This window comes from Fulvimarina thalattae (assembly GCF_040239565.1).
Taxonomy (GTDB): Bacteria; Pseudomonadota; Alphaproteobacteria; order Rhizobiales; family Rhizobiaceae; genus Fulvimarina.
The window spans coordinates 44,978-66,442 of record NZ_JBEHWS010000001.1; the positions used below are offsets into that span (position 1 = coordinate 44,978).

A 21,465-nucleotide genomic window follows, 5' to 3' on the forward strand; every position below is an offset into this window, starting at 1 on the left:
TTGCCTCCAAGCGCTTGTTCCGACTGCCTCGTCTTTAGGCAGTGTGTCAGAGCCCGCGCTCTTTCCTCACCACGCCGATTGGCGCTAACCTTCCGAACAAGGGCCTTTGCGGCCCATTCCGATTTATCCGAGCCGCCGTTTCGTGCGGCACTCGCCGGCTTCGAATGTGCGCTTGAGGGAAGCGCCGGGAATCGGCGACCATCCCATACTCCAGACGAGGTGCACGCCATGCCCGCCACGATCTCCCGCTCGTCCTACGCCGCCATGTTCGGCCCCACCACGTGCGACAAGGTGCGGCTCGCCGATACAGAACTCTTCATCGAGGTAGAGAAAGACCTCACCACCTATGGCGAGGAGGTGAAGTTCGGCGGCGGCAAGGTGATCCGCGACGGCATGGGGCAGTCCCAGCACAGCCGAAAGGACGGCGCGGTCGACACGGTCATCACCAATGCGCTGATCCTCGATCACACCGGCATCTACAAGGCCGATATCGGCCTCAAGGACGGACGCATCGCCAAGATCGGCAAGGCCGGCAATCCCGATACCCAGCCTAATGTGGACATTATCATCGGACCCGGCACCGAGGCGATCGCGGCGGAAGGCAAGATCGTCACCGCCGGAGGCTTCGACAGTCATATCCACTTCATCTGCCCGCAGCAGATCGAGGAGGCGCTGTTTTCCGGCGTCACCATGATGCTTGGCGGCGGCACTGGACCTGCCCACGGCACGCTCGCGACGACCTGTACGCCGGGGCCATGGCATCTCGGTAAGATGCTGCAGGCGACCGACGGTTTTCCGATGAATCTCGGCTTCTCCGGAAAGGGCAACGCCTCGCTGCCCGCACCGCTTGAAGAGATGGTGAAGGGTGGCGCCTGCGCTCTGAAGCTGCACGAAGACTGGGGCACGACGCCGGCCGCGATCGACAACTGTCTCTCCGTCGCCGACGATTACGACGTCCAGGTACTGATCCATACGGATACGCTCAACGAATCCGGCTTCGTCGAGAACACGGTGGACGCGTTCAAGGGCCGCACGATCCATGCCTTCCACACCGAAGGTGCGGGCGGCGGACATGCGCCGGACATCATCAAGGTGTGCGGCCTCGCGAACGTCCTCCCCTCCTCCACCAATCCGACGCGGCCCTATACGGTGAATACGCTCGAAGAGCATCTCGACATGCTCATGGTGTGCCACCACCTCGACGCTTCGATCCCCGAGGATATCGCGTTCGCCGAAAGCCGCATCCGCAAGGAGACGATCGCGGCCGAGGATATCCTGCACGATATGGGCGCCTTCTCGATCATCGCGTCGGACTCACAGGCCATGGGCCGCGTCGGCGAGGTGATCATCCGCACCTGGCAGACGGCGGACAAGATGAAGCGCCAGCGCGGCCGTCTGCCGAATGAGACCGGCGACAACGACAATCTGCGCGCCCGTCGCTATATCGCGAAGTACACGATCAATCCGGCGATCGCCCAAGGCATGTCGAAGGAAATCGGCTCGCTCGAGGTCGGAAAGCGCGCCGATCTCGTGCTCTGGGATCCAGCCTTTTTTGGCGTAAAGCCGATGATGGTGCTGATCGGCGGCATGATCGCGGCAGCACCCATGGGTGATCCGAACGCCTCGATCCCGACGCCCCAGCCAGTGCACTACCGCCCGATGTTCGGCGCCTTCGGCAAGGCAGTCGGCGCAACCGGCGCGACCTTCGTTTCGCAGGCCGCGCTCGATGCAGGCCTTAGAGACCAGCTCGGCTGTGAAAAGACGTTCCTCGCCGTCGAGAATACGCGCGGCGGCATCTCCAAGGCCTCGATGATCCTCAATGACATGACGCCCGACGTCGAGGTAAACCCGGAAACCTACGAGGTGCGCGCCAATGGCGAACTCCTCACCTGCGAGCCGGCGAAGGAGCTTGCGATGGCCCAGCGCTACTTCATGTTCTGATCGGTTCGACAGAGCCAGATCGGCTTAGAGCGAGATGCGTTTTATCGAGATCGGCATTTCGCTCTAGGCGTTCGTTTCTGCGCATGATGTTGTCCGAAAAGTCATGCAACTTTTCGGCATCATTCACTAAGCCGGCTTACCGAGTACCCGTAAGCCTTTGGTCGGCGGTGAGACCACCCCTTTCGTCCTTCCTGTCGAGCGGGAGATTGAGGACCGATCCTCGCTCGCCGGCCTCGGCCTCGTCGCTGCCCGCCTGCCTTCCGTTGCCACCACCTTGCTTCGCCTCGTACATGGCCGCATCGGCCTCGTGCATAAGCGGTGGCAGGTCGTCGCCCGTCCCTGCACAGCCCGTCGCGATACCGATGCTGAGATCGGTTTTCGTGAAGCCGAGCAAGCGGGCTTCCCGACGGAATGTTTCTGCGATTGCAGCGCAGCGCTCATGCGCTTCACACTCGGCATCGGTACCGAGAAAGATCACGATGAACTCGTCGCCGCCGAGCCTTGCCGGCAGGTTCCCCTCGCCCGCATGGCGCTTCAGGATATCGGCGATCAGCCGCAGAAGGTCGTCGCCGGCCGCATGGCCGAACTCGTCGTTGATAGACTTGAAGTGATCGACGTCGACGATCGCGAGGGCAAGGTTCGTCTCCCGCCCGGTCGGGGAGGTCCATCCTTGAATGGCGGCGCGGTTGGCAAGGCCCGTCAGCGGATCTGTGACGGCGATTCGGGCGAGATTGCGCCGCTGGCGGAATACGATGACGAGAAGGACGAGGCCCGTTCCGACGAGAAGGAGCAGATAAAGGTTCAGCCACACCATCGTGCTTGTCAGGATCTGCCGCTCGTAATGGACAAGTTGGGACTGCCTGGAATTGGCGAGAGCGCCGAGGCGCGTGAAGTCCCGCACCCGCTCGTCGAGATGATCGAGAACCGCGCGGGCGCGGTCTTTCTCAGACAGGAGCGGCAAGAGCGGCTCGATGCGCGTCAGTGATGTCCTTAGATCCTCGCGCGCCTTCACCGACTCGGGAAATTCCAGAGGCCCCACTCGCGTCGGAATGGTCTCGAGGCGCCCGGCGAGGATCGAAAGCTGCAGTTCGGCCTTCGAAACGCTGGGACCGTCGTCGATGATGTCGCGAACGGCACCCTGGAGCCGCATGATCTCGATCTGGGTGCGCGCATAGGAATATTCGAGATTGTAGTTGGCAATCTCGACAATCTTCCGCTGGCTCATCTGGATACGGACGCTGGTCGCGATGGCGAGCCCCGCGCAGGCGATCGTCGCGACCAGCAGCGTCCCGGTCAGGCGGTCGAACTTCTTGAAAGTCTTCGAGAGACTTCGGATCATGACAGCGCGATGCGCGAAATCTGCCAGATGCACTGGCCGAAGCGGGCCTGATTTTTCAACTCCGGCCCGTCGTCGAATGGAAACATCAAAAAGGCCGGACCCTTGCGGGAAACGGGCAGGAACGCGCCGTCCTGCCGAACGACGAGGATCGCACCGTCGGCAACGAGCTGTCCGATATCGGCGGTGATCGCAAAACCGTCGAGGGCTTCGATCTCGATCCGCGTCGAGGCGCCCTCCGGATCGACGCTTCGCAGAAGCTCGGTAATGGACGGGCCTTCGACATGCGCCGTCTCATCGTTCCAGGGAAGGGCGGTGGTAAAGCGCGTCACTTCAAGCTCGGCGAGGTCGGCCCGGCTGAGGGTTTTCGGCGATGTCGTCGCACCGGCGATCTCGACGACCTTCGCAGCCGGATCGTCGAAGGGCCACTGGGCGGCTGCATGGGCAGAACGCCCGGCAAGCCCCATTGCGAGCGATCCCAACAGAAAGGCGCGTCTGTGAAGCAAAACCATCGTGAAAAGCCCGGCAGATATTATGCCGAAGATTTTGCATAACCGGTTCTAAATTTTGGTAAATTTTGGCGTGCAGGGCGCTGATCGATTTCCCGCGCGTTTTCATCCGGAGAGACGCCCGCTCTTGTAATCCTCGCCTTTCCGTGGCTCCTCCTTTTCCGTTGGCCATCAGGCTTGAGCGATCGGGGGGACACGGATCCATGCGAAAGATGAACAGGTTCAGTGTCTTGGCGGTTCTTGCCGGACTTTTCGTCCTCTGCGTAACAGCGGCTTCGATCGCTCAAGAGAGGCAAGAAATCACAATCGACGTCACAGGCCCGGTCGACCGGCAGGAGATCACTTACGAGTGCCAGGACGACCAGATGGAGACGCCGGCGCGGATCACCGTCGACTATATCAATCTCCCGAACGGCAATCTCGCCATCGTGCCGGTTGGCGGCCATCCGACGGTGTTTGCCCTGACGCTCGCCAATTCCGGCTCGAAATATGTCTCGAAATCGCTGGTCTGGTGGACGCGCGGCAATCGCGGCGATCTCTACGACGAGCTGCGCGGCGGTGTCGAAGAAGCCTATCTCTGCCGCGTCGTGAAGGACTGAGCGAGCACCTGATGGGCGCTGGGATGGATGACGGGCTCGAAGCCCTGTCGTAAGACGTCCACGCTGGGTTTCGGCGTAAGCACGGTAACTGCGCCCATCGGCCGTTCGATGACTGCGTCATAGCCATCCGGCGTATAGCGCAGAAGCCTGCCGGACCAGAGAAGCCAGGGTTCGCTGTTCACGTGAATCATCGCGCCTTCGGGCAGATGACCGATCTCGGCCTCGAACGTAATCTGCTCGCGGCTCCATGAATTTACGCGGGCCGCATGGAGCGCCTTGTCGATGTCGGGCGCCTTTGTGTTCGAGCCGCTACAGCCAGCGAATGCGTCCCGGTAGGCCAAGAAGGCTGCTCTTCGACATTCGGCGCAGGGGCGGTGGCCGGCCGCCAGCGCAACCGCCTCGTCGAGGAAGAAGAGTTCTGTATAGCCGCCCCGGCTCATCAGTTCGCGCTTTCCCCCGCGAAATTCGAGAGCGCAGATGATCCAGTTCGTGTGCTTCCAGCGGCTCTTGCCGAGGGTACGGTCCTCATCGTGAAGGATGCCGCGGTTGCCCATGAAAATGCCGGCTTTGGACAGATGAGCGACGATCTCGCCCGTCGGCAGAACCCGGTTCTGAAGCGGCATTTGCATCCTCCCATCGGACAGCCGAAGACAGGAAATCTATCCTCGTCAATTGACCGCTGGCAAAACCGCCCACTCGCCAATATCTTGGCCCAGACCAGAGGCGCGCAGGAAACGGAACCATCCCATGATCGTCGGAACTTCGATCGTCGCCCAAGGCGAATGGCAGGAGGCTGCCGATACGATCACCCTCGACGAACAGGCGCGCCACCGCCGGCGCATGGCGATGGTGAGCGATGGTGGCATCGCCTTCCTGCTCGATCTGCCCGAGGCGCGTCTCCTCAAATCCGGCGACGCGATTTCGCTGGACGACGGGCGCCTGATCGAGGTTCAGGCCAAACCCGAAAACCTTCTGGAGGTGAGGGGACGCAATGCCCGCCATCTCCTTGCACTTGCCTGGCAGATCGGAAACCGGCATCTCGCCGCCGAAATCCATGCCGACCGCATTCTCATCCGCAACGACGCCGTGATCGCGTCCATGTTGGAAGGGCTGGGTGCGGAGCTCACCAAGATCGAAAGCGGCTTCCATCCCGAAGGCGGCGCCTATGGCGATGCGCATAAGGCGCATCATCACCATCACCACGACCCGCTGGAAACGGACGCGCCTTGAGCGGCTCCAGCTTGCCGATGTCCGAGGGAACCAGCATCGAAACCCCGGCATCCGCCGGCCTCGTCTCTCTTCTCACTCTCTTTTCGCCAAGCTTTCCGATCGGCGGTTTCGCCTGGTCGCATGGGCTGGAGAGCGCAGTTCGCAGCGGCCTCGTGACGACTGCGGACGAAACCCGCGACTGGATCGCTTTCCTCCTGACATCCGGCAGCGGTTGGAACGATGCGGTTCTCCTTACCGAAAGCTACGACGCGGCGCTCACTCACGACCAAGTCCGGCTCGAAGCCGCCAACGAACTGGCACTCGCTCTGGGCTTTTCGGCCGAGCGCCGGGCCGAGACAGAGCATTTCGGCGAGGCGTTTCGCGAGGCCGCCCGGCCATGGCGGCGAGAAGATGCGGTCACCATCGCGGAGGGACCGGTCGCGTACCCCGTCGCGGCAGGCGCACTTTCCGCTTCGCTCGGATTGCCCCGCGTCGAAGTGCTCACCGCCTTCCTGCACGGCTTTTCGAACATGCTCGTGCAGTCCGCGATCCGGCTCGTGCCCCTCGGCCAGAGCGATGCGGTCAGGATCACCCACTCCCTAGGGCCGGCAATCTCGGACACCGCGAACCGGGCTTCGAGCTCCTCGCTGGACGATCTTGGTTCGTCGGCGCTAGTCTCCGATATCCATTCCATGCGGCACGAAACCCTGTCACCGAGGCTGTTTTCCTCATGAAACATCAGAACGGACCCCTGCGCGTCGGCATCGGCGGCCCCGTCGGATCGGGCAAGACGACCCTCGTCGAAAAGCTCTGCAAGGCGGCGCGGGCGAACTGGTCGATAGGCGTCGTCACCAACGACATCTACACCAGCGAGGACGCCGAGGCGCTGGTCCGCGCTCAGGCTCTTACCTCCGACCGGATCATCGGTGTCGAGACCGGGGGCTGCCCCCATACCGCGATCCGCGAGGATGCCTCGATCAACATACGCGCGATCCGCGATCTGACGAAGCGCCATCCAGACCTCGATCTCGTCATCGTGGAGTCGGGCGGCGATAATCTCGCCGCGACCTTCTCGCCCGATCTGGTCGATCTTTCGATCTACGTGATCTCGGTCTGCCAGGGCGACGACATCCCGCGCAAGGGCGGGCCGGCAATCACACGCTCGGACCTTCTCGTCGTCAACAAGACCGACCTCGCGCCTCATGTCGGCGCCGATCTCAGGCGGATGGAAGCGGACGCGGCGAAGGGGAGGGGGGATCTTCCGACCGTTTTCACGGACCTGTCCCGCGCGAAGGGGATTGGCGACATCCTCGCCTTCCTGAGCGCGGCCGGCGGCTTGCCTGCCATCGAAGACGCGGCGTGACACGGATATTCGTCAAGGCGCCGCTGGCGATTCTCGCGGAGAATGCGGGCGGCGGGATTGTCGTCGAGGACGACCGGATCGCCGAACTGGTGCCCTCCGGTGGGACGCCTTCGACACCAGTGGACGACATCTTCGATGCCTCGAGCCACGTCGTTTTGCCGGGGCTGATCAACACCCACCACCACTTCTACCAGACGCTCACCCGCGCCCATCCGCAGGCGATCGACAAAGAGCTCTTCCCCTGGCTGAAGAGCCTCTATCCGATCTGGGCCCGGCTCGATCCGGAGAGCTTTCGCCTATCGGTGCGTCTTGCTCTGACCGAGCTTCTGATGTCAGGCTGCACCACGGCGGCCGACCACCATTACCTCTTCCCGGACGGCCTCGACGACGCCATCGATATCGAAGCCGAGGAGGCAAACACCCTCGGCATGCGGGTGACGCTGACGCGCGGCTCGATGGACCTTTCGGAAAAGGATGGTGGCCTGCCGCCCGATCTCGTGGTGCAGGACAAGGACACGATCCTCGCCGATGCCGAGCGGCTGATCACCCGCTATCACGACGCTTCCGACGGGGCGATGACGCAGATCGCGCTGGCGCCCTGTTCGCCCTTTTCGGTCACCAGGGCGCTGATGATGGAGAGTGCCGCGCTCGCCGAAAAGCACGATTGCCGCCTCCACACCCATCTCGGCGAGACCGAGGATGAGAATACCTATTGCCGCGAGCTCTTTGGCTGCAGGCCGGTCGAGTATCTCGAAGAGGTCGGTTGGCTCTCTCCGCGCACCTGGCTCGCCCACGGCATCCATTTCACGACGGAGGAATGTGCCAAGCTCGGGCGCCACAAAGTGGGCGTCTGCCACTGCCCGGCCTCGAACGCGGTGCTCGCCTCCGGTTTTTGTCCGATCAACGAGTTGAAGGCGGCGGGGGTGCCGGTGGGCCTTGGCGTCGACGGTTCGGCCTCGAACGATGCCTCGAACCTGATGGAACAGGTGCGCCACGCAATGATGATCGGCCGGCTGAACTATCGATCGGCGACCGCCGTCACCGCGCGCGATGCGCTTCAGTTGGCGACAGAAGGCTCTGCGGCCTGTCTCGGTCGGAGCGATATCGGACGGATCGAAGCCGGGTGTCAGGCCGATCTTGCGCTCTTCACCCTCGACGAGCTGCGTTTCTCAGGCGCACACGATCCCATCGCCGCTCTCGTTCTCTGCGGCGCACACCGGGCTGATCGGGTGATGGTGAAAGGCGAATGGCGTGTCGTGGACGGTCGGCCGATCGGCGTCGATCTCGCCCGGCTGCGCTTCGAGCACGGGGAGGCCGCAAAGCGTTTCACGTGAAACATTTGCGGAGAATCGCCTGTTATCAGCGGACTCGATTCGTCATCGAAATGCAATATCCGAGGCTCATGACTCCCGGGATTCTTTAAGCGCTTGTTCATGAACCGGGAGAGCGTGGGACAGTTCTGCAAGAGCGGGATCGGCCTGTCGAAAGACACCGGTTTTTCCCCACCGCCAGAGCGATGCCAGGGAGTCGACGAAGACTGCGGTAATCTGTTGAAAGTCTCTCACCGTTCAAACGGCTTCACCAGATTCTCCACAAGGCAGACATTCGCAAGCGAAGCTCGGACTCATTGATTTTCAAGGGTGAATGGACGCTCTCTCCCCGATCTCCTCGACAGCCCGGCCCATCATGTCTACGACAGGAACGACGTTGCGGATGATCCACCGCAGACGCTGCCGCCGGTGTGAATTCCCACAATCCACCGAGTCAAAGAAGAATCAAAAATCCTTTTAAGAAGGATTCTTTAAGGGGAGAGGGCCGCAGATGGCGGAGCGCAAACTCGTGAAGGTGCTGGACGGCGAAAGTGTCGGCCCACCCCCGGTCTGGCTGATGCGCCAGGCAGGACGCTATCTTCCGGAATATCGCGAGACCCGCGCCCAGGCGGGCGGCTTTCTCGACCTCTGCTACAATCCGGACTTTGCGACCGAGGTGACGCTCCAGCCGATCCGGCGTTTCGGCTTCGATGCCTCGATCCTCTTCTCCGACATTCTCGTCATCCCCGATGCCTTGCAGCGGGGTGTGAAGTTCGTGAAGGGCGAAGGCCCGATGATGAACCCGATCCGGCCGGACGAGATCGACCGCCTCGATCCAAGCCTTGCCGAGACGCATCTGGCACCGGTCATAGCGACGGTCGCTCGGCTTCGGGAGGAGCTGCCCCAGGAGACGACGCTGATCGGCTTCTGCGGGGCTCCCTGGACCGTGGCGACCTATATGATCGCCGGACACGGGACGCCGGATCAGGCACCGGCCCGGATGTTCGGTTATCAGAACCCGGAAGCCATGACGCAGCTCCTGACGCTTCTCGCCGAGATGAGCGCCGATTATCTCATACGCCAGCTTCGCGCGGGCGCCGACTGTGTCCAGATCTTCGACAGCTGGGCCGGCGTTCTCGACGAGAAGAGCTTTGCCGATTACGCCGTCGCGCCGGTCAAGCTGATCGTCGACCGGGTGCGTGCCGCGATCCCCGACGCCAGGATCATCGGTTTTGCCAAGGGTGCCGGCTACCGCCTCAAGACCTATCGGCAGGAAACGGGCGTGAACGCGCTCGGCATGGACTGGCAGGTGCCGCTCGCCTTCGCGAAAGAGCTTCAGGCGGACGGCGCCGTCCAGGGCAATCTCGACCCGTTGCGGCTCATCGCCGGGGGGAGGGCGCTCGACGAGGGCGTCGATCTCATCCTCGAAGCTTTGTCGGACGGGCCGTTCATCTTCAATCTCGGCCACGGCATCACGCCGGACGCGCCGATCGAGCATGTCGAGCAGCTCTTGAAGCGCATTCGCGGCTAAGCGGCCCTTTCGAAGTTTGCGACACCGTACCGGTTGACTCCGAACCGGTCCGGCCCTTCAAGACGCGGGACGACCGGCTTTCGACGATCCCTTCGGACAGGCCGGCAAACGAATTTGAACGATGAAGGCCGCGACGTGAGCGACACCCCGAAATCCAAACCCTCGCCCCAGAAGATGATCATTCCCATCGTGGGGCTCGTCGTTCTCGTGGCCGTCCTCTGGTTCATTCCGGTCGAGGCGCAGCTGTGGATGAAGTCGATCCACGTCTTCTTCGTGATCTCGTGGATGGCGGTGTTGCTCTATCTGCCGCGGCTCTACGTCTATCACACCGAGGCCGGGCCGAAGACGCCTCAGTCCGAGACCTTCAAGGTGATGGAGCGCCGGCTTCTGCGCGGCATCGGTACGCCGTCGATGATCATCACCTGGGCCGCCGGTTTGTGGCTCGCGGCGAAGGTCTTCGAATTCCAGGGCGCCTGGCTTCACGCCAAGATCGTCTTCGTCGTGTTGCTCAGCGCCATGCACATGTTCCTCGCAGCCTCGCTGCGGCGGTTCGCGAACGATCAGCACACGCGCTCCTCGAAATTCTGGCGCATCGCCAACGAAGTCCCGGCGCTATTGCTGGCGGTGATCATCGTGCTGGTGATCGTGAAACCGTTCTGAGGGGGCTGGGAATAACGCGAAATGTAGCGTTGTAGACGCGGACGAAACGGACGAAGCCCTCTATATTGAACCTGTGATACAGTTTGGGTGATCCGGCCTCGGATTGCGGGAGATTGGATATGGCGGCGCGGAAGCAATTTTTCGGTCAGACAGACCGGGACGACGAATTGGAGAAGCTGCTGGAAGCGGCACGTTCTCGTGAATTGACCGAAGAGGAATTGCGGGAGCAGCGTATCTCGTTCGCTTTTGGAAATGCTTTGAATTCCGACACGATCACGAAAGACAGCGTACGGACGGCGACCCGCCATATTCGGCTCCGATCTTAGCGCCTTCGGGCGTTGAGCGGGGTGTGATCAGAAGGTAGCTGCGATGTCGGTCCGGCGAAAAGACAATTCGGCGCTTTTTGACCGGGTTCAGGAGCAAAACCTCCTTCGGCAGTACGATCTTCTCACCAATTGTGTCGAAATCGGCCTGGAAAAGGGGATCGAGGCTTTCGACAAATATACGCTCTGGGCACTCAATCACACGGCGGTTGCCAATATCGCCCAGCATGGCGGGCGCTATCGCGAACAGCCGATCCTCGTCGGTGATCATATGTGCCTCCCCATTTCAGCCGCGTCGGCGCGGAAATGGATATCCTCTTTTCCGTCGTGCACGAGAACTGGTCATTGCATGATAATCCGGTTCTCATGGCGGCTTTCGTCCTGTGGTATTTGAATTGGATTCATCCGTTCGTCGAAGGCAATGGCAGAACGGCTCGCGCCGCCTGTTACTATCTGATCTGCATGAAAGAGGGTCGGCTCCTACCGGGCAGGAAGATTATTCCCGAAAGAATTCGTGAGGATCGTCGACCGTATTACGATGCATTGAAAGTTGCCGATCTCGCATATGAAAAAGGTCAGTACGACGTCACTGCGCTCGCCAACTACCTACAGCGACTTCTACGGGAACAATTGAGCGGATAATTCAAAGCAATTGTTTCGAGACATTCCGTCTTCATGTGCAAAGCGCTGATAGTCATTCCAGAACGCAAGAAGGTTGGCCCATGTCCTCACTGAAATTCGGCACCAGCGGCCTGCGCGGCCTTGTCAGCGATCTCGATGGGCCGCCGGCCTATGCCTGGACGCGAGGCTTTGTGAGCCATCTGGAGCGGTCCGATCAGACCGGATCGAAGACGGTGCTGATCGGTCAGGATTTGCGTTCATCGAGCCCGTCGATCGCGGCGCGGGCGGCGGCGGCAGTTGAGGATGCTGGCTGGACGGCGGTCAACTGCGGCGCACTGCCGACGCCGGCTCTGGCGCTTGCCGCTCTGAAGCGTGGCGCCGCCGCCGTGATGATCACTGGCAGTCACATCCCGGAGGATCGCAACGGGCTTAAATTCTATTCGTCCTCTGGGGAGATCGCCAAGGCAGACGAGGGCGGCATTCGGCTTGCCCATGACGATCTGGTGCCGGAGGTTCGCGAAGCCTCTCACAGCCTCTCTCTGGCCGATATAGAGGATGGCGCCGAGGCGGCGATCGAAGCCTACATGCATCGCTATTCGGCCTTCTTCGGCTCGGATGCCCTGAAAGGACGGCGGATCGGCGTCTATGAGCAAAGTTCGGTCGCCCGCGATATCCTGACGACGATCCTCAATGCGCTCGGGGCGGAGACGGCGGGGCTCGGACGCGCCGACAGTTTCATTCCGGTCGACACGGAAGCGCACAGGCCGGAGGATGTCGACCTCATCGCGAACTGGGCCGGGGAATATGGCTTCGACGCCATCGTCTCGACCGATGGCGATGCCGACCGGCCGCTGGTCGCCGACGAGACCGGGACGATCCTGCGTGGCGACGTCCTCGGCATGATAACGGCGAAGAATCTCGGCCTCTCGACGATCGTGACGCCCGTTACCTCGTCCTCGGCGATCGAAATCTCGGATTTTGCGAGCGATGTCGTGAGGACGAAAGTCGGTTCGCCCTTCGTCATCTCGGGCATGGCGGACGCGGCGCGGAAGGGTGGCTCGGCTATTATCGGCTTCGAGGCGAATGGCGGCGTCCTGCTGGGCTCGGATATCGATCGGGGAGGCAGGGTTCTCAAAGCGCTCCCTACGCGTGATGCGATGCTGCCGATCCTTTGCGCGCTCGCCGAAGCGGCCGGTGCTGGAAAGCCTCTTTCCGCCGTCGTGACTGAGATGAAAGCCGGCTTCACTGCGGCCGATCGACTGAAGGAGGTTCCCGCTGACAAGAGCGGGCCCTTCTTAGCTCGCCTCGCCGGCGACAGCGATTATGCGGCACGTCTTTTCGCGCCTGTCGGTTCGGTCGCGTCAGTTGACGACATGGATGGAGTGAGAACGATCCTCGAAAACGGTGAGGTCGTGCATTTCCGTGCCTCGGGTAATGCGCCGGAGCTGCGTTGCTATATCGAGGCGGGAAGCGAGGCGGCTGCGAAGGAACGGCTTGCCTGGGGGTTGGAGGCGGCTCGCGGCGAACTCGGCTGATCCGTCAAACGCCAGTTGACCAACCGCTGCAAACAAAAACCCCGGCCGTTAGGACCGGGGTTTGTCATTTCATGCGATTGGATAAGGCTCAGCGATAAAGGCTGATCGCCTCCCCGCCCTGCGTCTGTCCGTCGTAGCGCGAGTCGCCCGTGGAAGAGAGGCTCGCGACCTGCGATCCGCCGGAATTCCTCAGAACCACATTGCTTCCCGACACGTCCCAGGCCGAGACATCGGCCACTGTACCCGGGCAACCGCGCGAGGCAGCGCGGTAGCCGCCGCTCCACTTGGTGAGCGACAGGATGATCTGGCAGTTGCCGCCGGCTGTCGTCACCTTGTAGGCGCCGAGAACCTTGTTGCGCGACAGTGCTCCGCCACCGCCCGAAGATGAGGACGAAGAAGACGTGTTCGAACCGGCGTTCGGATCCAGCGCCGCGACCTGCGTGTTGTCGCCGTTCCCGTTCTGATCGTTCATGTCGGCAGCCATATCCTGGCTCTGCGGCGGCGGTGGCGGCGGCGGTGGCGGCAGCTGGTTCTGCGCAACCTGCGGCGTCGGCGAGGCCATCAAGGGCGCCGGTCCGCGATCGTTGTTGCTGAAGCTCGGGACCGACTGCGAACACCCGGCCGCTGTCAGCATGGCGACCAATGCCGCTCCCGCTTTCAAGAAAGATTGTTTCATCGTCGAATGCTTCCCCTGTCATTCGCTGACGCGGCTGGTTCGGTTCGTCAGGGTTTATCCCTGACGACGCGCTCGAACATCAGTAGACGGATGGTTTTTCCGTCATGCAAGCGCGTTTCGACTCGAATTGTGCCAAACTGCAACGCTGACACGTATTTGCAACAGTTTGACCCGCTTATCATCCCGCAAAAAGGCTGACATACACAGCCTGCCGCCAAGTTTGCCCCGTCACTTGTGCAGGTTCGCGTCTAAGAATGAAAACACGGCTGAAATGGGGAAAAACTGCAGCTTTTAGGGGGTTTATTCGGTCGAAAGGCTCATCCGGTCGAAATCGCCGGTCTCGGGATCCATCGTCCAGAGGTCGCCATTGGCAATGTCCACCCAGGCGCCGTGCAGCGTGAGCTTGTTTTCGGCCTCCAGCTCCTGGATCATCGGGAAGGTCCTGAGATTGCCGATCGAATAGCGGATCGCGATGCGCTCGAGGGCGGCATGACGCTCCCGCGAGGTCATGTGGCCGTTGTCGGTCATGCTTCTTGCGACCGGGTTGAGGAGGCTCATCCACTTGCCGATGAAGTCGCCCGGCGACAGCGGATCGGCATTGGGCGAGAGCGCTGCGTGGATACCGCCGCAGCCGCTATGGCCCAGAATGACGATATGCTCGACCTTCAGCGCCTGCACCGCGAATTCGAGGGCCGCCGAGGTGGAGTGATATTCGCCGTCCGGCTCGTAGGGTGGTACGAGATTGGCGACGTTCCGGACCACAAAGATCTCGCCATGGGAGGACTGGAAGATCGTCTCCGGCGCCGTGCGGGAATCACAGCAGGCGATCACCATGGTCGGCGGCTTCTGTCCCGCTTCCGCAAGCTGGCGAAAACGTTCCCGCTCGCCGGGAAGGCGCTTTTCCAGAAAGGTCTGGTAACCGGTGATGAGATGATCGGGCAGATGTTTGCTCATAATCTGCTTTATAGAGCTTCGATTGCGCAGTCTCCATGCAAAAAATCACGAAACCCGGACGGTTTTTGCGACCCGATCGGCGACTTTGCACTGTAAGGTAAGCTAACCCGCGATCTCTCAACGCTTTTTCGCGCTGGCGAGCTTGCGCATCTGCACCATTGCGAAGGGAGTTGCGAGGGATGTCGCATCGGTCTGGAGCGACAATTCGTTGAGGCCGCGCTTGGCCGTGCGCGCAAGGATCTCGAAAACTGAAGCCGTTGCCAGCCGAAGCGCGCTTTCCGGTTTCTGCCCTTCGACGAGCCGGGCAAGGAACAGGGCGGCGGTAAGGTCGCCGCCGCCATTCGGCCCGTTCTCGATCAGCCGGTGCTCGGCGAGATCGACGGCCTTTTCCGTAACGAGGAGATTGGCGATGCTGCCCGCCAAAAGGCCGAAGGCTGAGGTGACGAGCACCATAGCTGGCCCCAGCGTGCGGGCCGCTTCCACGAGATGGGCGTTTTCGCTGAGCGTTAGATCGGTGAGGAATTCCAGTTCGAACCGGTTGGGCGTTGCGATGTCGGCGATCGGCAGTAGCCGTTCCGAGATCGCCGTGAGCACCTCCGGCGGCCGATAGAGCCGGCCTTCGTCTCCCAGCACGGGATCGAGGCAGTAAAGAAGCTTCGGGTTCTTCGCACGAAGCGCCTCGATCAGATCGGCCGCGGCATGAACCTGTCCACTCGTCGCGAAATAGCCGGTCGTCACCGCGCCGATCTCGCCCGCAAAGGGCGAAGCCGCGATATCCGCGCAGAGTGCTCGAAACTCGGCGTCGTCGGGTATGATCTTGGTCGCCGGACCATGGCCGGGATGCCAGGGTAAGACGATCGTCGGCACGGACCAGATACGGTGGCCGAGGGTTTCCAGCGCGAAGACGACGCCGCGATTGCCCACGGCACCGCGCACGACATGGCTGGATATGGCGAGCATCGTCGCCTTCTCGTCTTCCGGCGAAGCCTGTCCGCGAGGGTTTGTGCGGCTCATGACGTCAACTGGAAATAGAGGATGATGGCGAACACGACGAAGCCGATGATGCTCGCGATCCGTCCGATGCGCAGGCCGATCCGCTCGATCCGGTCGTCAGGATCGGCGTCGGAAGCACCAAAGAATTCCTTCGGCCGCAGGAGCCAGTTCTGGACGTGGGTTCCCGTCTGGGGATCCGTTTCCTCGCGAATGGTCTTGAGGATCCGGTTTGCTTCCCGCCCGCGGGCCTCGTCTTCATCTTCGCGTCTTCCCATGGGCTTCAGTCCTTATCGGTTGTGCGGCGCCATGAAAAGCGGACCGAGCCTTTCGAAAGAAGCCTCGAAAAATTTGAGGAAGAATGCCGGTCCCGTCGCGCCGATCTCCGCCTATCTATGCCCGGGCCGCTCCGTTCCGGTCTTCATTGTGCCTTCGCATGAACAGAAGATAAGCTGACGTGCGGCGGAAGCGGCATCGAAGCACAAGAAGGAAACGGGAGAGCGTCATGGATAAACCGGTGGGACCGACGAAAGCGGAGCTCCTTCAGTCGGTCATCGAGCAGTTTCCCGAGGGCGATGCTGCCGTCAGCCTCGCGCCGCTTCTCTTTGCCAGACCTCCGGTGGAGGATCTGAGAGCGTTCGAGATCAATGCCCTCGTCATAGCCGTCGGTGCCGCGACGGAGTGCCTTCAGACCCATGACGGCCAAGGCCCCATCGTTTACGTGAAGGAGCCGGACGGGTTCGAGCGCGAAGGCGATGCTCTGCAACTCGTGACGATCGTCACACGTGACATGCCCTTCCTGTTCGATTCGATCGCGGGTGAAATCGCGGCGCGATCTTCGACGATCCATTATATCTCGCATCCGATCCTCGACGTACGCCGGAGTCCCAGCGGCGGCATTTCCAGCTTCGAGACCGCGGCGCATCTCGATGTCGACGGTGTCGAGAGCGAACGCATCAGCGTCATCCAGTTTGCGCTCGACCGCTTTGCCGATCCCAACGGTGGACAGCAGCTGCGCGAGAGCCTCGAGCGCATTCTTGGCCATGTCCGGCTCGCCAACCGGGACTTCGGCGCGATGCGGGAGCGGGCCGACAAAGTGATCGCCGATCTGCGCAAGCAGGCCGAGCGGGTTGGCGACGACGAGAAAACGCTCGTGCTTGAATCGGCCGAACTCCTGCAATGGCTGCGCGACGATAATTTCATCTTCCTCGGAAGCCGCGTCTATGGAGTCAGCCACGAGGACGACGGCGATCTTCTTTCGCGCCGCGAAGACGACAGCCTCGGCATCCTCTCCGATCCGACGGTCTCTATCCTTGGCCGTCAAGGCCAGCCAACGGCGACGACGCCCGAAATCCGCGCCTTCCTCGAAACATCCCAGCCGATGATCGTGACGAAGGCGAATGCCCAGACCAAGATCCATCGCCGCGCCTACATGGATTACGTCGGCATCAAGCAATATGACGACAATGGAGGCCTGCGCGGCGAGGTGCGTTTCGTCGGCCTCTTCACGTCCTCGGCCTATACCCGCTCGATCCTCTCGATCCCCTATCTGCGGCTGAAGGCCGAGACCGTGATCGCGCGCTCCGGTTTCCGCGCCGATTCCCATTCCGGCAAGGCGCTTCTCAACGTGTTGGAGGCTTATCCGCGCGACGAGGTTTTCCAGATCGACCCCAAGACGCTGGAAGAGTTCGCAACGACGACGGTCGGCCTCAACGAGCGCCCGCGCATCAAGATCATGCCGCGCCACGATCGCTTCGACCGTTTCGTGTCGATCATGGTCTATGTCCCCCGCGAGCGCTACGATTCACGCCTGCGCGAACAGATCGGCGCGCGTCTCGCCGATGCCTACGAGGGTCGCGTTTCCGCCTATTATCCGGCGTTCCCAGAAGGCCCGCTCGCGCGTGTCCACATCATCATCGGCCGGCGTTCGGAGGAACTCCCGGAGGTGGACGTCGAGGCGATCGAAGAGCAAATCCGCCGGCTTGCGCGCAACTGGGCCGATACATTCCAGTCGGAACTCGCCCATGCGGGCCGTTACGCCGAACTTGCCGATTTTTCGGCCGGGCTTCCCGAAAGCTATCGCGATGTCATCGCACCCGAAGAGGCGGTCTCCGATGTCGGGGTCATTGCGGGACTAACGTCCGAAGCACCGCTGTCCCTCGATTTCTACCGACGGTCCGGCGACGCCGAGACGATGCTGCGCCTCAAGATCTTCCATCTCGGGGATGCGGTCTCGCTTTCGACCCGTGTGCCGATCCTTGAGAATATGGGCTTTTCGGTCGTTTCGGAGCGGACTTTCGACATCCGGCGGCCCGATGGCGAGCATGTCCATCTCCACGACATGGACCTTCAGCGCAGATCAGGCGGCGATATCCATCTGAACGACGACGGCAAGGCGCTGGAAGAAACCTTTTCGGCCGTCTGGGCGCGACGGATCGAGAACGACGGTTTCAACGCGCTGGTCCTCGAATCCGGCCTCGACCACCGTCAGGCGAATGTGTTGCGCGCCTATGGGCGCTATCTGCGCCAGGGCGGCCTCACCTATTCGGCTGATTTTCTCGCCGAAACACTGACCCGACGCGCCGATTTCGCCAAATCGCTGTTCGATCTCTTCGACAGGGCGCTCGATCCGGATTCGCCGGATGGTGAGAGCGCCGATTTCGATTGCGCGGAAAAGGCAAAGGGTCTTCCGGGCGTCGACGCGGCGCTGATCGAGCGGGCGGTGAACCGGGGTGTCGCCGATCTCTTCACCGATCTCGTCGAGCGCCTCGATGCGGTCGATTCGATCGACGACGACCGGATCCTGCGCCACTATGCGAGCGCGATTCTCGCGACGCTCCGTACCAACTATTTCGCGATCGACGGCACCTGCGCGGACCTCGACAACAAGCCCGGCGAAGTGGAGCCGGCGCTTGCCTTCAAGTTCGACTCAGCGGCGGTGGAAGGCCTGCCGCAGCCGGTGCCCTTCCGCGAGATCTTCGTCTTCGACGCCCGTGTCGAGGGTGTTCACCTGCGCTTCGGCAAGGTTGCGCGCGGCGGGCTTCGCTGGTCCGACCGAGCCCAGGACTATCGCACCGAAGTGCTGGGGCTGGTGAAGGCCCAGCAGGTGAAGAACGCCGTCATCGTGCCGGTCGGTGCGAAGGGCGGCTTCTATCCCAAGCGCCTGCCCGACCCGGCTGCCGATCGCGAGGCCTGGTTCAATGCCGGCAAGTCGGCCTATGTCGTCTTCATCGCCTCGCTCCTCTCGATCACCGACAACATCTCCGGCACGGACATCATCGCGCCGGAGCGGGTGAGACGGATCGACGGGGACGATCCCTATTTCGTCGTCGCGGCCGACAAGGGTACGGCGACCTTCTCCGACACCGCCAACGCCATCGCCCAGTCGGTGGATTTCTGGCTCGACGATGCGTTCGCCTCCGGCGGTTCCGTCGGCTACGACCACAAGGCCATGGGCATCACCGCACGCGGCGCCTGGGAGGCCGTGAAGCGGCATTTCCGCGAGATGAACCACGACATCCAGTCCGAGCCGTTCACCGCTGTCGGCTGTGGTGACATGTCGGGCGACGTCTTCGGCAACGGCATGCTGCTTTCGCATCAGACCAAGCTGATCGCGGCATTCGACCACCGCGATATCTTCATCGATCCAGACCCCGATCCCGAGACGAGCTATGCCGAACGCAAGCGGCTGTTCGGCCAGGCGCGGTCCTCGTGGGCCGATTACGATGAGGGCAAAATCTCGAAGGGCGGCGGCGTCTTCTCCCGCAAGAACAAGCGGATCACGCTTTCACCGGAAGCGCGCGAGGCGATCGGTTTCGACAAGGAAAGCGGCACGCCGCCGGAGATCATCTCCGCGATCCTCAAGAGCCCGGCCGATCTCCTCTGGTTCGGGGGCATCGGAACCTATATCCGAGCGGCCTCGGAATCGAATTCCGATGTCGGCGACAGGGCGAACGACGCGGTTCGTGTCACCGCCCACGATGTTCGGGCGAAGGTCGTGGGCGAGGGCGCCAATCTCGGCGTCACCCAGCGGGGTCGCATCGAGTTTGCGCGGGGCGGCGGCCGGATCAATTCCGACGCCATCGACAACTCCGCCGGCGTCAACACGTCCGACGTCGAGGTGAACATCAAGATCGCCCTGAAATCGGCGATGGAGGACGGACGCCTGGAGCGCGAAGCGCGTAACAAGCTTCTCGCCTCGATGACCGAGAACGTCTCCAAGCTCGTGCTCGTCAACAATTACGAGCAGACGTTGGCGATCTCTCTCGACGCGCGCAAGGGCGATACGATCCTGCCGCTGCAATCGCGCTTCATGGCCGCGCTGGAAGAGACCGGCGATCTCGATCGCGCGGTCGAGGTGCTTCCCCCCGATGGCGCGATCGCCGATCTGAAGGCCACGGGCGGCGGGCTGACGCGGCCCGAAATCGCGGTGCTGCTGGCCTATTCGAAGCTGACGCTGTTCGACCAGCTGGTGGACAGCGACCTTCCGGACGATCCTTACCTGGAGGACCGGCTTCACGACTACTTCCCGAGCCCAATGCGGCGGGACTATGCGCGCGATATCGAGGGGCACCGGCTGAAGCGCGAGATCGTCGCGACGATCCTGTCCAACGAACTCGCCAATCGCTGCGGGCCGACCTTCCTGACGGTGGTGAGAGAGGCGACGGGCGCCTCGCCTTCGCGAATCGTCCGCGGTTTCGTGGCGGCCCGCGACGGGCTGGATGCGGCCTCGCTCTATGATCGGATCGACGAGCTCGACACCAAGATCGACGGCCAGCTTCAGAACGATCTCTATGAGGCCGTGGCGGCCTTCCTGCGCCGCTCGACCCGCTGGTTCGTGCGCAATGAGAGCTTCTCGGATGGTCTCACCGGCGTCGTGGTCGAGTGCCGCAATGCACTGGAGCAGCTGAAGCCGAAGCTGCTCGACCTTGCCTCGGATGCCTCGCGCGCCGAAACCAAGGCGCGGGCCGAGAAATGGGTCTCGGACGGAGTACCGCAGGATCTGGCCGAAGACCTCGCGCTCCTGCCTCTGGTCGCGCTGGTGCCCGATATCGCTGCTGTTTCACGTGAAACAGCAAAGCAGCCGGAAGCAGTGATGGCGACCTATTTCGGCATGACGGAGCGCTTCGAGATCGGGCGTCTGGAATCGGCGATCTTTGGCATCGAGGCGGCGGACTACTACGAAATCCTCGCTCTCGATCGCTCCGGCAGTCAGATCGCCGAGGCGCGTCGCAAACTCACCGAGACGGCGCTGAAGAGCTATGGCGATGCGGATGATCCGGTCGCTGCATGGAGCGAGGATCAGGGCGACCATACAAAGCGTATCAGCAATCAGATACGCACGCTTACGGGCAGCGGGGAGGCCTCGGTACCGCGTCTGACGGTGGCGGCCGGACTGCTTGCCGATCTCGCCGGTTGATCTGCGCGACAAACGGGATGGGACGCCGCATTCGACTGCGGCGCCCCTTGCGAGGATAGTGTGAGATGGACGCTTCGAGTTGACCTTCAGGTTTTGACGGGCACCGAAAGACCTTCACCAGCAAGCGGGGGCTGTCGCGTCCGCGCTCCACGATTTATCCAGAAATGAACGACGCCTGCCTGTGAGGGGAGGGAACGAAGCGGTCCTACTTCTTCTTCTCTTCCTGGCCTCGGGAGAATTTGGCGGGTGTCGCCGGCATCGCCGTTTCGCTCTTCGCAGCCTTCTTGTCCGCCTTCGGTTTGCGGATTTCCTTGTTGCCGCGCATCTGTCCTTTGGCCATGATCGACCTTCTTTCACGTGCAATTCCGAGATGATGTCAGGCGGTTCGTCCGAAATTGCGTGAAGGGACGAAGGGTCTCGAGGGCCGAATGGTCCGAAGGGGACCCTATCACCCTCCGCTTGACCGTATTCGCAATTCCACGTGAAGGA

At 62.0% G+C, this 21,465-nt stretch carries 20 protein-coding genes; 11 read left to right on the plus strand and 9 right to left on the minus strand.

Annotation, left to right across the window (positions count from 1 at the left end; all coding sequences use genetic code 11):
- Window positions 1-228: 228 nt before the first annotated feature.
- Entirely contained in the window at window positions 229-1,941 is a 1,713-nt protein-coding gene (gene ureC, locus ABRA89_RS00220; RefSeq protein ID WP_349939437.1) for an urease subunit alpha, read from the plus strand.
- A 136-nt stretch (window positions 1,942-2,077) separates the two neighbouring features.
- Here the strand turns inward: ureC and ABRA89_RS00225 are convergent, their stop codons facing one another.
- Together ABRA89_RS00225 and ABRA89_RS00230 are read right to left on the minus strand one after the other, a co-directional pair.
- On the minus strand, window positions 2,078-3,280 hold the full coding sequence (locus ABRA89_RS00225) for a GGDEF domain-containing protein (protein WP_349939438.1): 1,203 nt from the start codon (window positions 3,278-3,280) through the stop codon (window positions 2,078-2,080).
- The gene (locus ABRA89_RS00230) at window positions 3,277-3,789 is read right to left on the minus strand and encodes a putative pterin-binding protein (protein WP_349939439.1); all 513 of its coding nucleotides are present in this window, start codon (window positions 3,787-3,789) and stop codon (window positions 3,277-3,279) included. Before ABRA89_RS00230 ends, ABRA89_RS00225 begins: the two co-directional genes overlap by 4 nt.
- 200 nt (window positions 3,790-3,989) lie before the next feature.
- On the opposite strand from ABRA89_RS00230, the gene ABRA89_RS00235 reads away from it, so the two are divergent.
- A complete protein-coding gene (locus ABRA89_RS00235; RefSeq protein ID WP_349939440.1) occupies window positions 3,990-4,385 on the plus strand; it encodes an MliC family protein in 396 nt (131 codons plus the stop codon).
- On the opposite strand, the gene ABRA89_RS00240 is transcribed toward ABRA89_RS00235, so the two are convergent.
- The gene (locus ABRA89_RS00240; RefSeq protein ID WP_349939441.1) at window positions 4,358-5,008 is read right to left on the minus strand and encodes a hypothetical protein; all 651 of its coding nucleotides are present in this window, start codon (window positions 5,006-5,008) and stop codon (window positions 4,358-4,360) included. The genes ABRA89_RS00235 and ABRA89_RS00240 overlap by 28 nt on opposite strands.
- 124 nt (window positions 5,009-5,132) lie before the next feature.
- On the opposite strand from ABRA89_RS00240, the gene ABRA89_RS00245 reads away from it, so the two are divergent.
- From ABRA89_RS00245 to hemJ, 6 genes are all read left to right on the plus strand, one after another.
- Window positions 5,133-5,615 carry an urease accessory protein UreE gene (locus ABRA89_RS00245; protein ID WP_349939442.1) on the plus strand — a complete coding sequence of 161 codons (483 nt, stop codon included), beginning with the start codon at window positions 5,133-5,135 and terminating at the stop codon, window positions 5,613-5,615.
- Window positions 5,612-6,328 (plus strand): urease accessory protein UreF, encoded by a 717-nt coding sequence (locus tag ABRA89_RS00250; RefSeq protein ID WP_349939443.1) that lies wholly within the window; start codon window positions 5,612-5,614, stop codon window positions 6,326-6,328. The genes ABRA89_RS00245 and ABRA89_RS00250 overlap by 4 nt, the downstream gene beginning before the upstream one ends.
- Window positions 6,325-6,957 (plus strand): urease accessory protein UreG, encoded by a 633-nt coding sequence (gene ureG, locus ABRA89_RS00255; protein ID WP_349939444.1) that lies wholly within the window; start codon window positions 6,325-6,327, stop codon window positions 6,955-6,957. The genes ABRA89_RS00250 and ureG overlap by 4 nt, the downstream gene beginning before the upstream one ends.
- Window positions 6,954-8,291: an 8-oxoguanine deaminase gene (locus ABRA89_RS00260; RefSeq protein ID WP_349939445.1), complete on the plus strand. Its 1,338-nt coding sequence runs from the start codon at window positions 6,954-6,956 to the stop codon at window positions 8,289-8,291. The genes ureG and ABRA89_RS00260 overlap by 4 nt, the downstream gene beginning before the upstream one ends.
- A gap of 487 nt (window positions 8,292-8,778) precedes the next feature.
- Window positions 8,779-9,798 carry a uroporphyrinogen decarboxylase gene (gene hemE, locus ABRA89_RS00265; protein WP_349939446.1) on the plus strand — a complete coding sequence of 340 codons (1,020 nt, stop codon included), beginning with the start codon at window positions 8,779-8,781 and terminating at the stop codon, window positions 9,796-9,798.
- 174 nt (window positions 9,799-9,972) lie between these two features.
- Window positions 9,973-10,458 (plus strand): protoporphyrinogen oxidase HemJ, encoded by a 486-nt coding sequence (gene hemJ / locus ABRA89_RS00270; protein ID WP_349939954.1) that lies wholly within the window; start codon window positions 9,973-9,975, stop codon window positions 10,456-10,458.
- A 273-nt stretch (window positions 10,459-10,731) separates the two neighbouring features.
- On the opposite strand, the gene ABRA89_RS00275 is transcribed toward hemJ, so the two are convergent.
- The gene (locus ABRA89_RS00275) at window positions 10,732-11,052 is read right to left on the minus strand and encodes a hypothetical protein (RefSeq protein WP_349939447.1); all 321 of its coding nucleotides are present in this window, start codon (window positions 11,050-11,052) and stop codon (window positions 10,732-10,734) included.
- Window positions 11,053-11,054: 2 nt separating this feature from the next.
- Between ABRA89_RS00275 and ABRA89_RS00280 the strand changes: the two genes are divergently transcribed.
- Both ABRA89_RS00280 and ABRA89_RS00285 read left to right on the plus strand, forming a co-directional pair.
- The gene (locus ABRA89_RS00280; RefSeq protein ID WP_349939448.1) at window positions 11,055-11,423 is read left to right on the plus strand and encodes a Fic family protein; all 369 of its coding nucleotides are present in this window, start codon (window positions 11,055-11,057) and stop codon (window positions 11,421-11,423) included.
- Between the two features lie 80 nt (window positions 11,424-11,503).
- On the plus strand, window positions 11,504-12,937 hold the full coding sequence (locus tag ABRA89_RS00285) for a phosphomannomutase (RefSeq protein WP_349939449.1): 1,434 nt from the start codon (window positions 11,504-11,506) through the stop codon (window positions 12,935-12,937).
- 88 nt (window positions 12,938-13,025) lie between these two features.
- On the opposite strand, the gene ABRA89_RS00290 is transcribed toward ABRA89_RS00285, so the two are convergent.
- The 4 genes from ABRA89_RS00290 to ABRA89_RS00305 all read right to left on the minus strand — a co-directional run bounded on the left by ABRA89_RS00290 (window position 13,026) and on the right by ABRA89_RS00305 (window position 15,835).
- On the minus strand, window positions 13,026-13,613 hold the full coding sequence (locus tag ABRA89_RS00290; protein ID WP_349939450.1) for a protease inhibitor Inh/omp19 family protein: 588 nt from the start codon (window positions 13,611-13,613) through the stop codon (window positions 13,026-13,028).
- Between the two features lie 300 nt (window positions 13,614-13,913).
- Window positions 13,914-14,567: a carbonic anhydrase gene (locus ABRA89_RS00295; RefSeq protein WP_349939451.1), complete on the minus strand. Its 654-nt coding sequence runs from the start codon at window positions 14,565-14,567 to the stop codon at window positions 13,914-13,916.
- Between the two features lie 117 nt (window positions 14,568-14,684).
- Window positions 14,685-15,581, minus strand: coding sequence for a pyridoxal kinase (gene pdxY, locus ABRA89_RS00300; protein ID WP_349939452.1), 897 nt, complete (start codon window positions 15,579-15,581; stop codon window positions 14,685-14,687).
- Window positions 15,578-15,835 carry a hypothetical protein gene (locus tag ABRA89_RS00305; RefSeq protein WP_349939453.1) on the minus strand — a complete coding sequence of 86 codons (258 nt, stop codon included), beginning with the start codon at window positions 15,833-15,835 and terminating at the stop codon, window positions 15,578-15,580. The genes pdxY and ABRA89_RS00305 overlap by 4 nt, the downstream gene beginning before the upstream one ends.
- Before the next feature lie 227 nt (window positions 15,836-16,062).
- On the opposite strand from ABRA89_RS00305, the gene ABRA89_RS00310 reads away from it, so the two are divergent.
- Window positions 16,063-20,976: an NAD-glutamate dehydrogenase gene (locus ABRA89_RS00310; RefSeq protein WP_349939454.1), complete on the plus strand. Its 4,914-nt coding sequence runs from the start codon at window positions 16,063-16,065 to the stop codon at window positions 20,974-20,976.
- A gap of 205 nt (window positions 20,977-21,181) precedes the next feature.
- Here the strand turns inward: ABRA89_RS00310 and ABRA89_RS00315 are convergent, their stop codons facing one another.
- Window positions 21,182-21,316, minus strand: coding sequence for a hypothetical protein (locus tag ABRA89_RS00315; protein WP_349939455.1), 135 nt, complete (start codon window positions 21,314-21,316; stop codon window positions 21,182-21,184).
- Window positions 21,317-21,465: the final 149 nt, after the last annotated feature.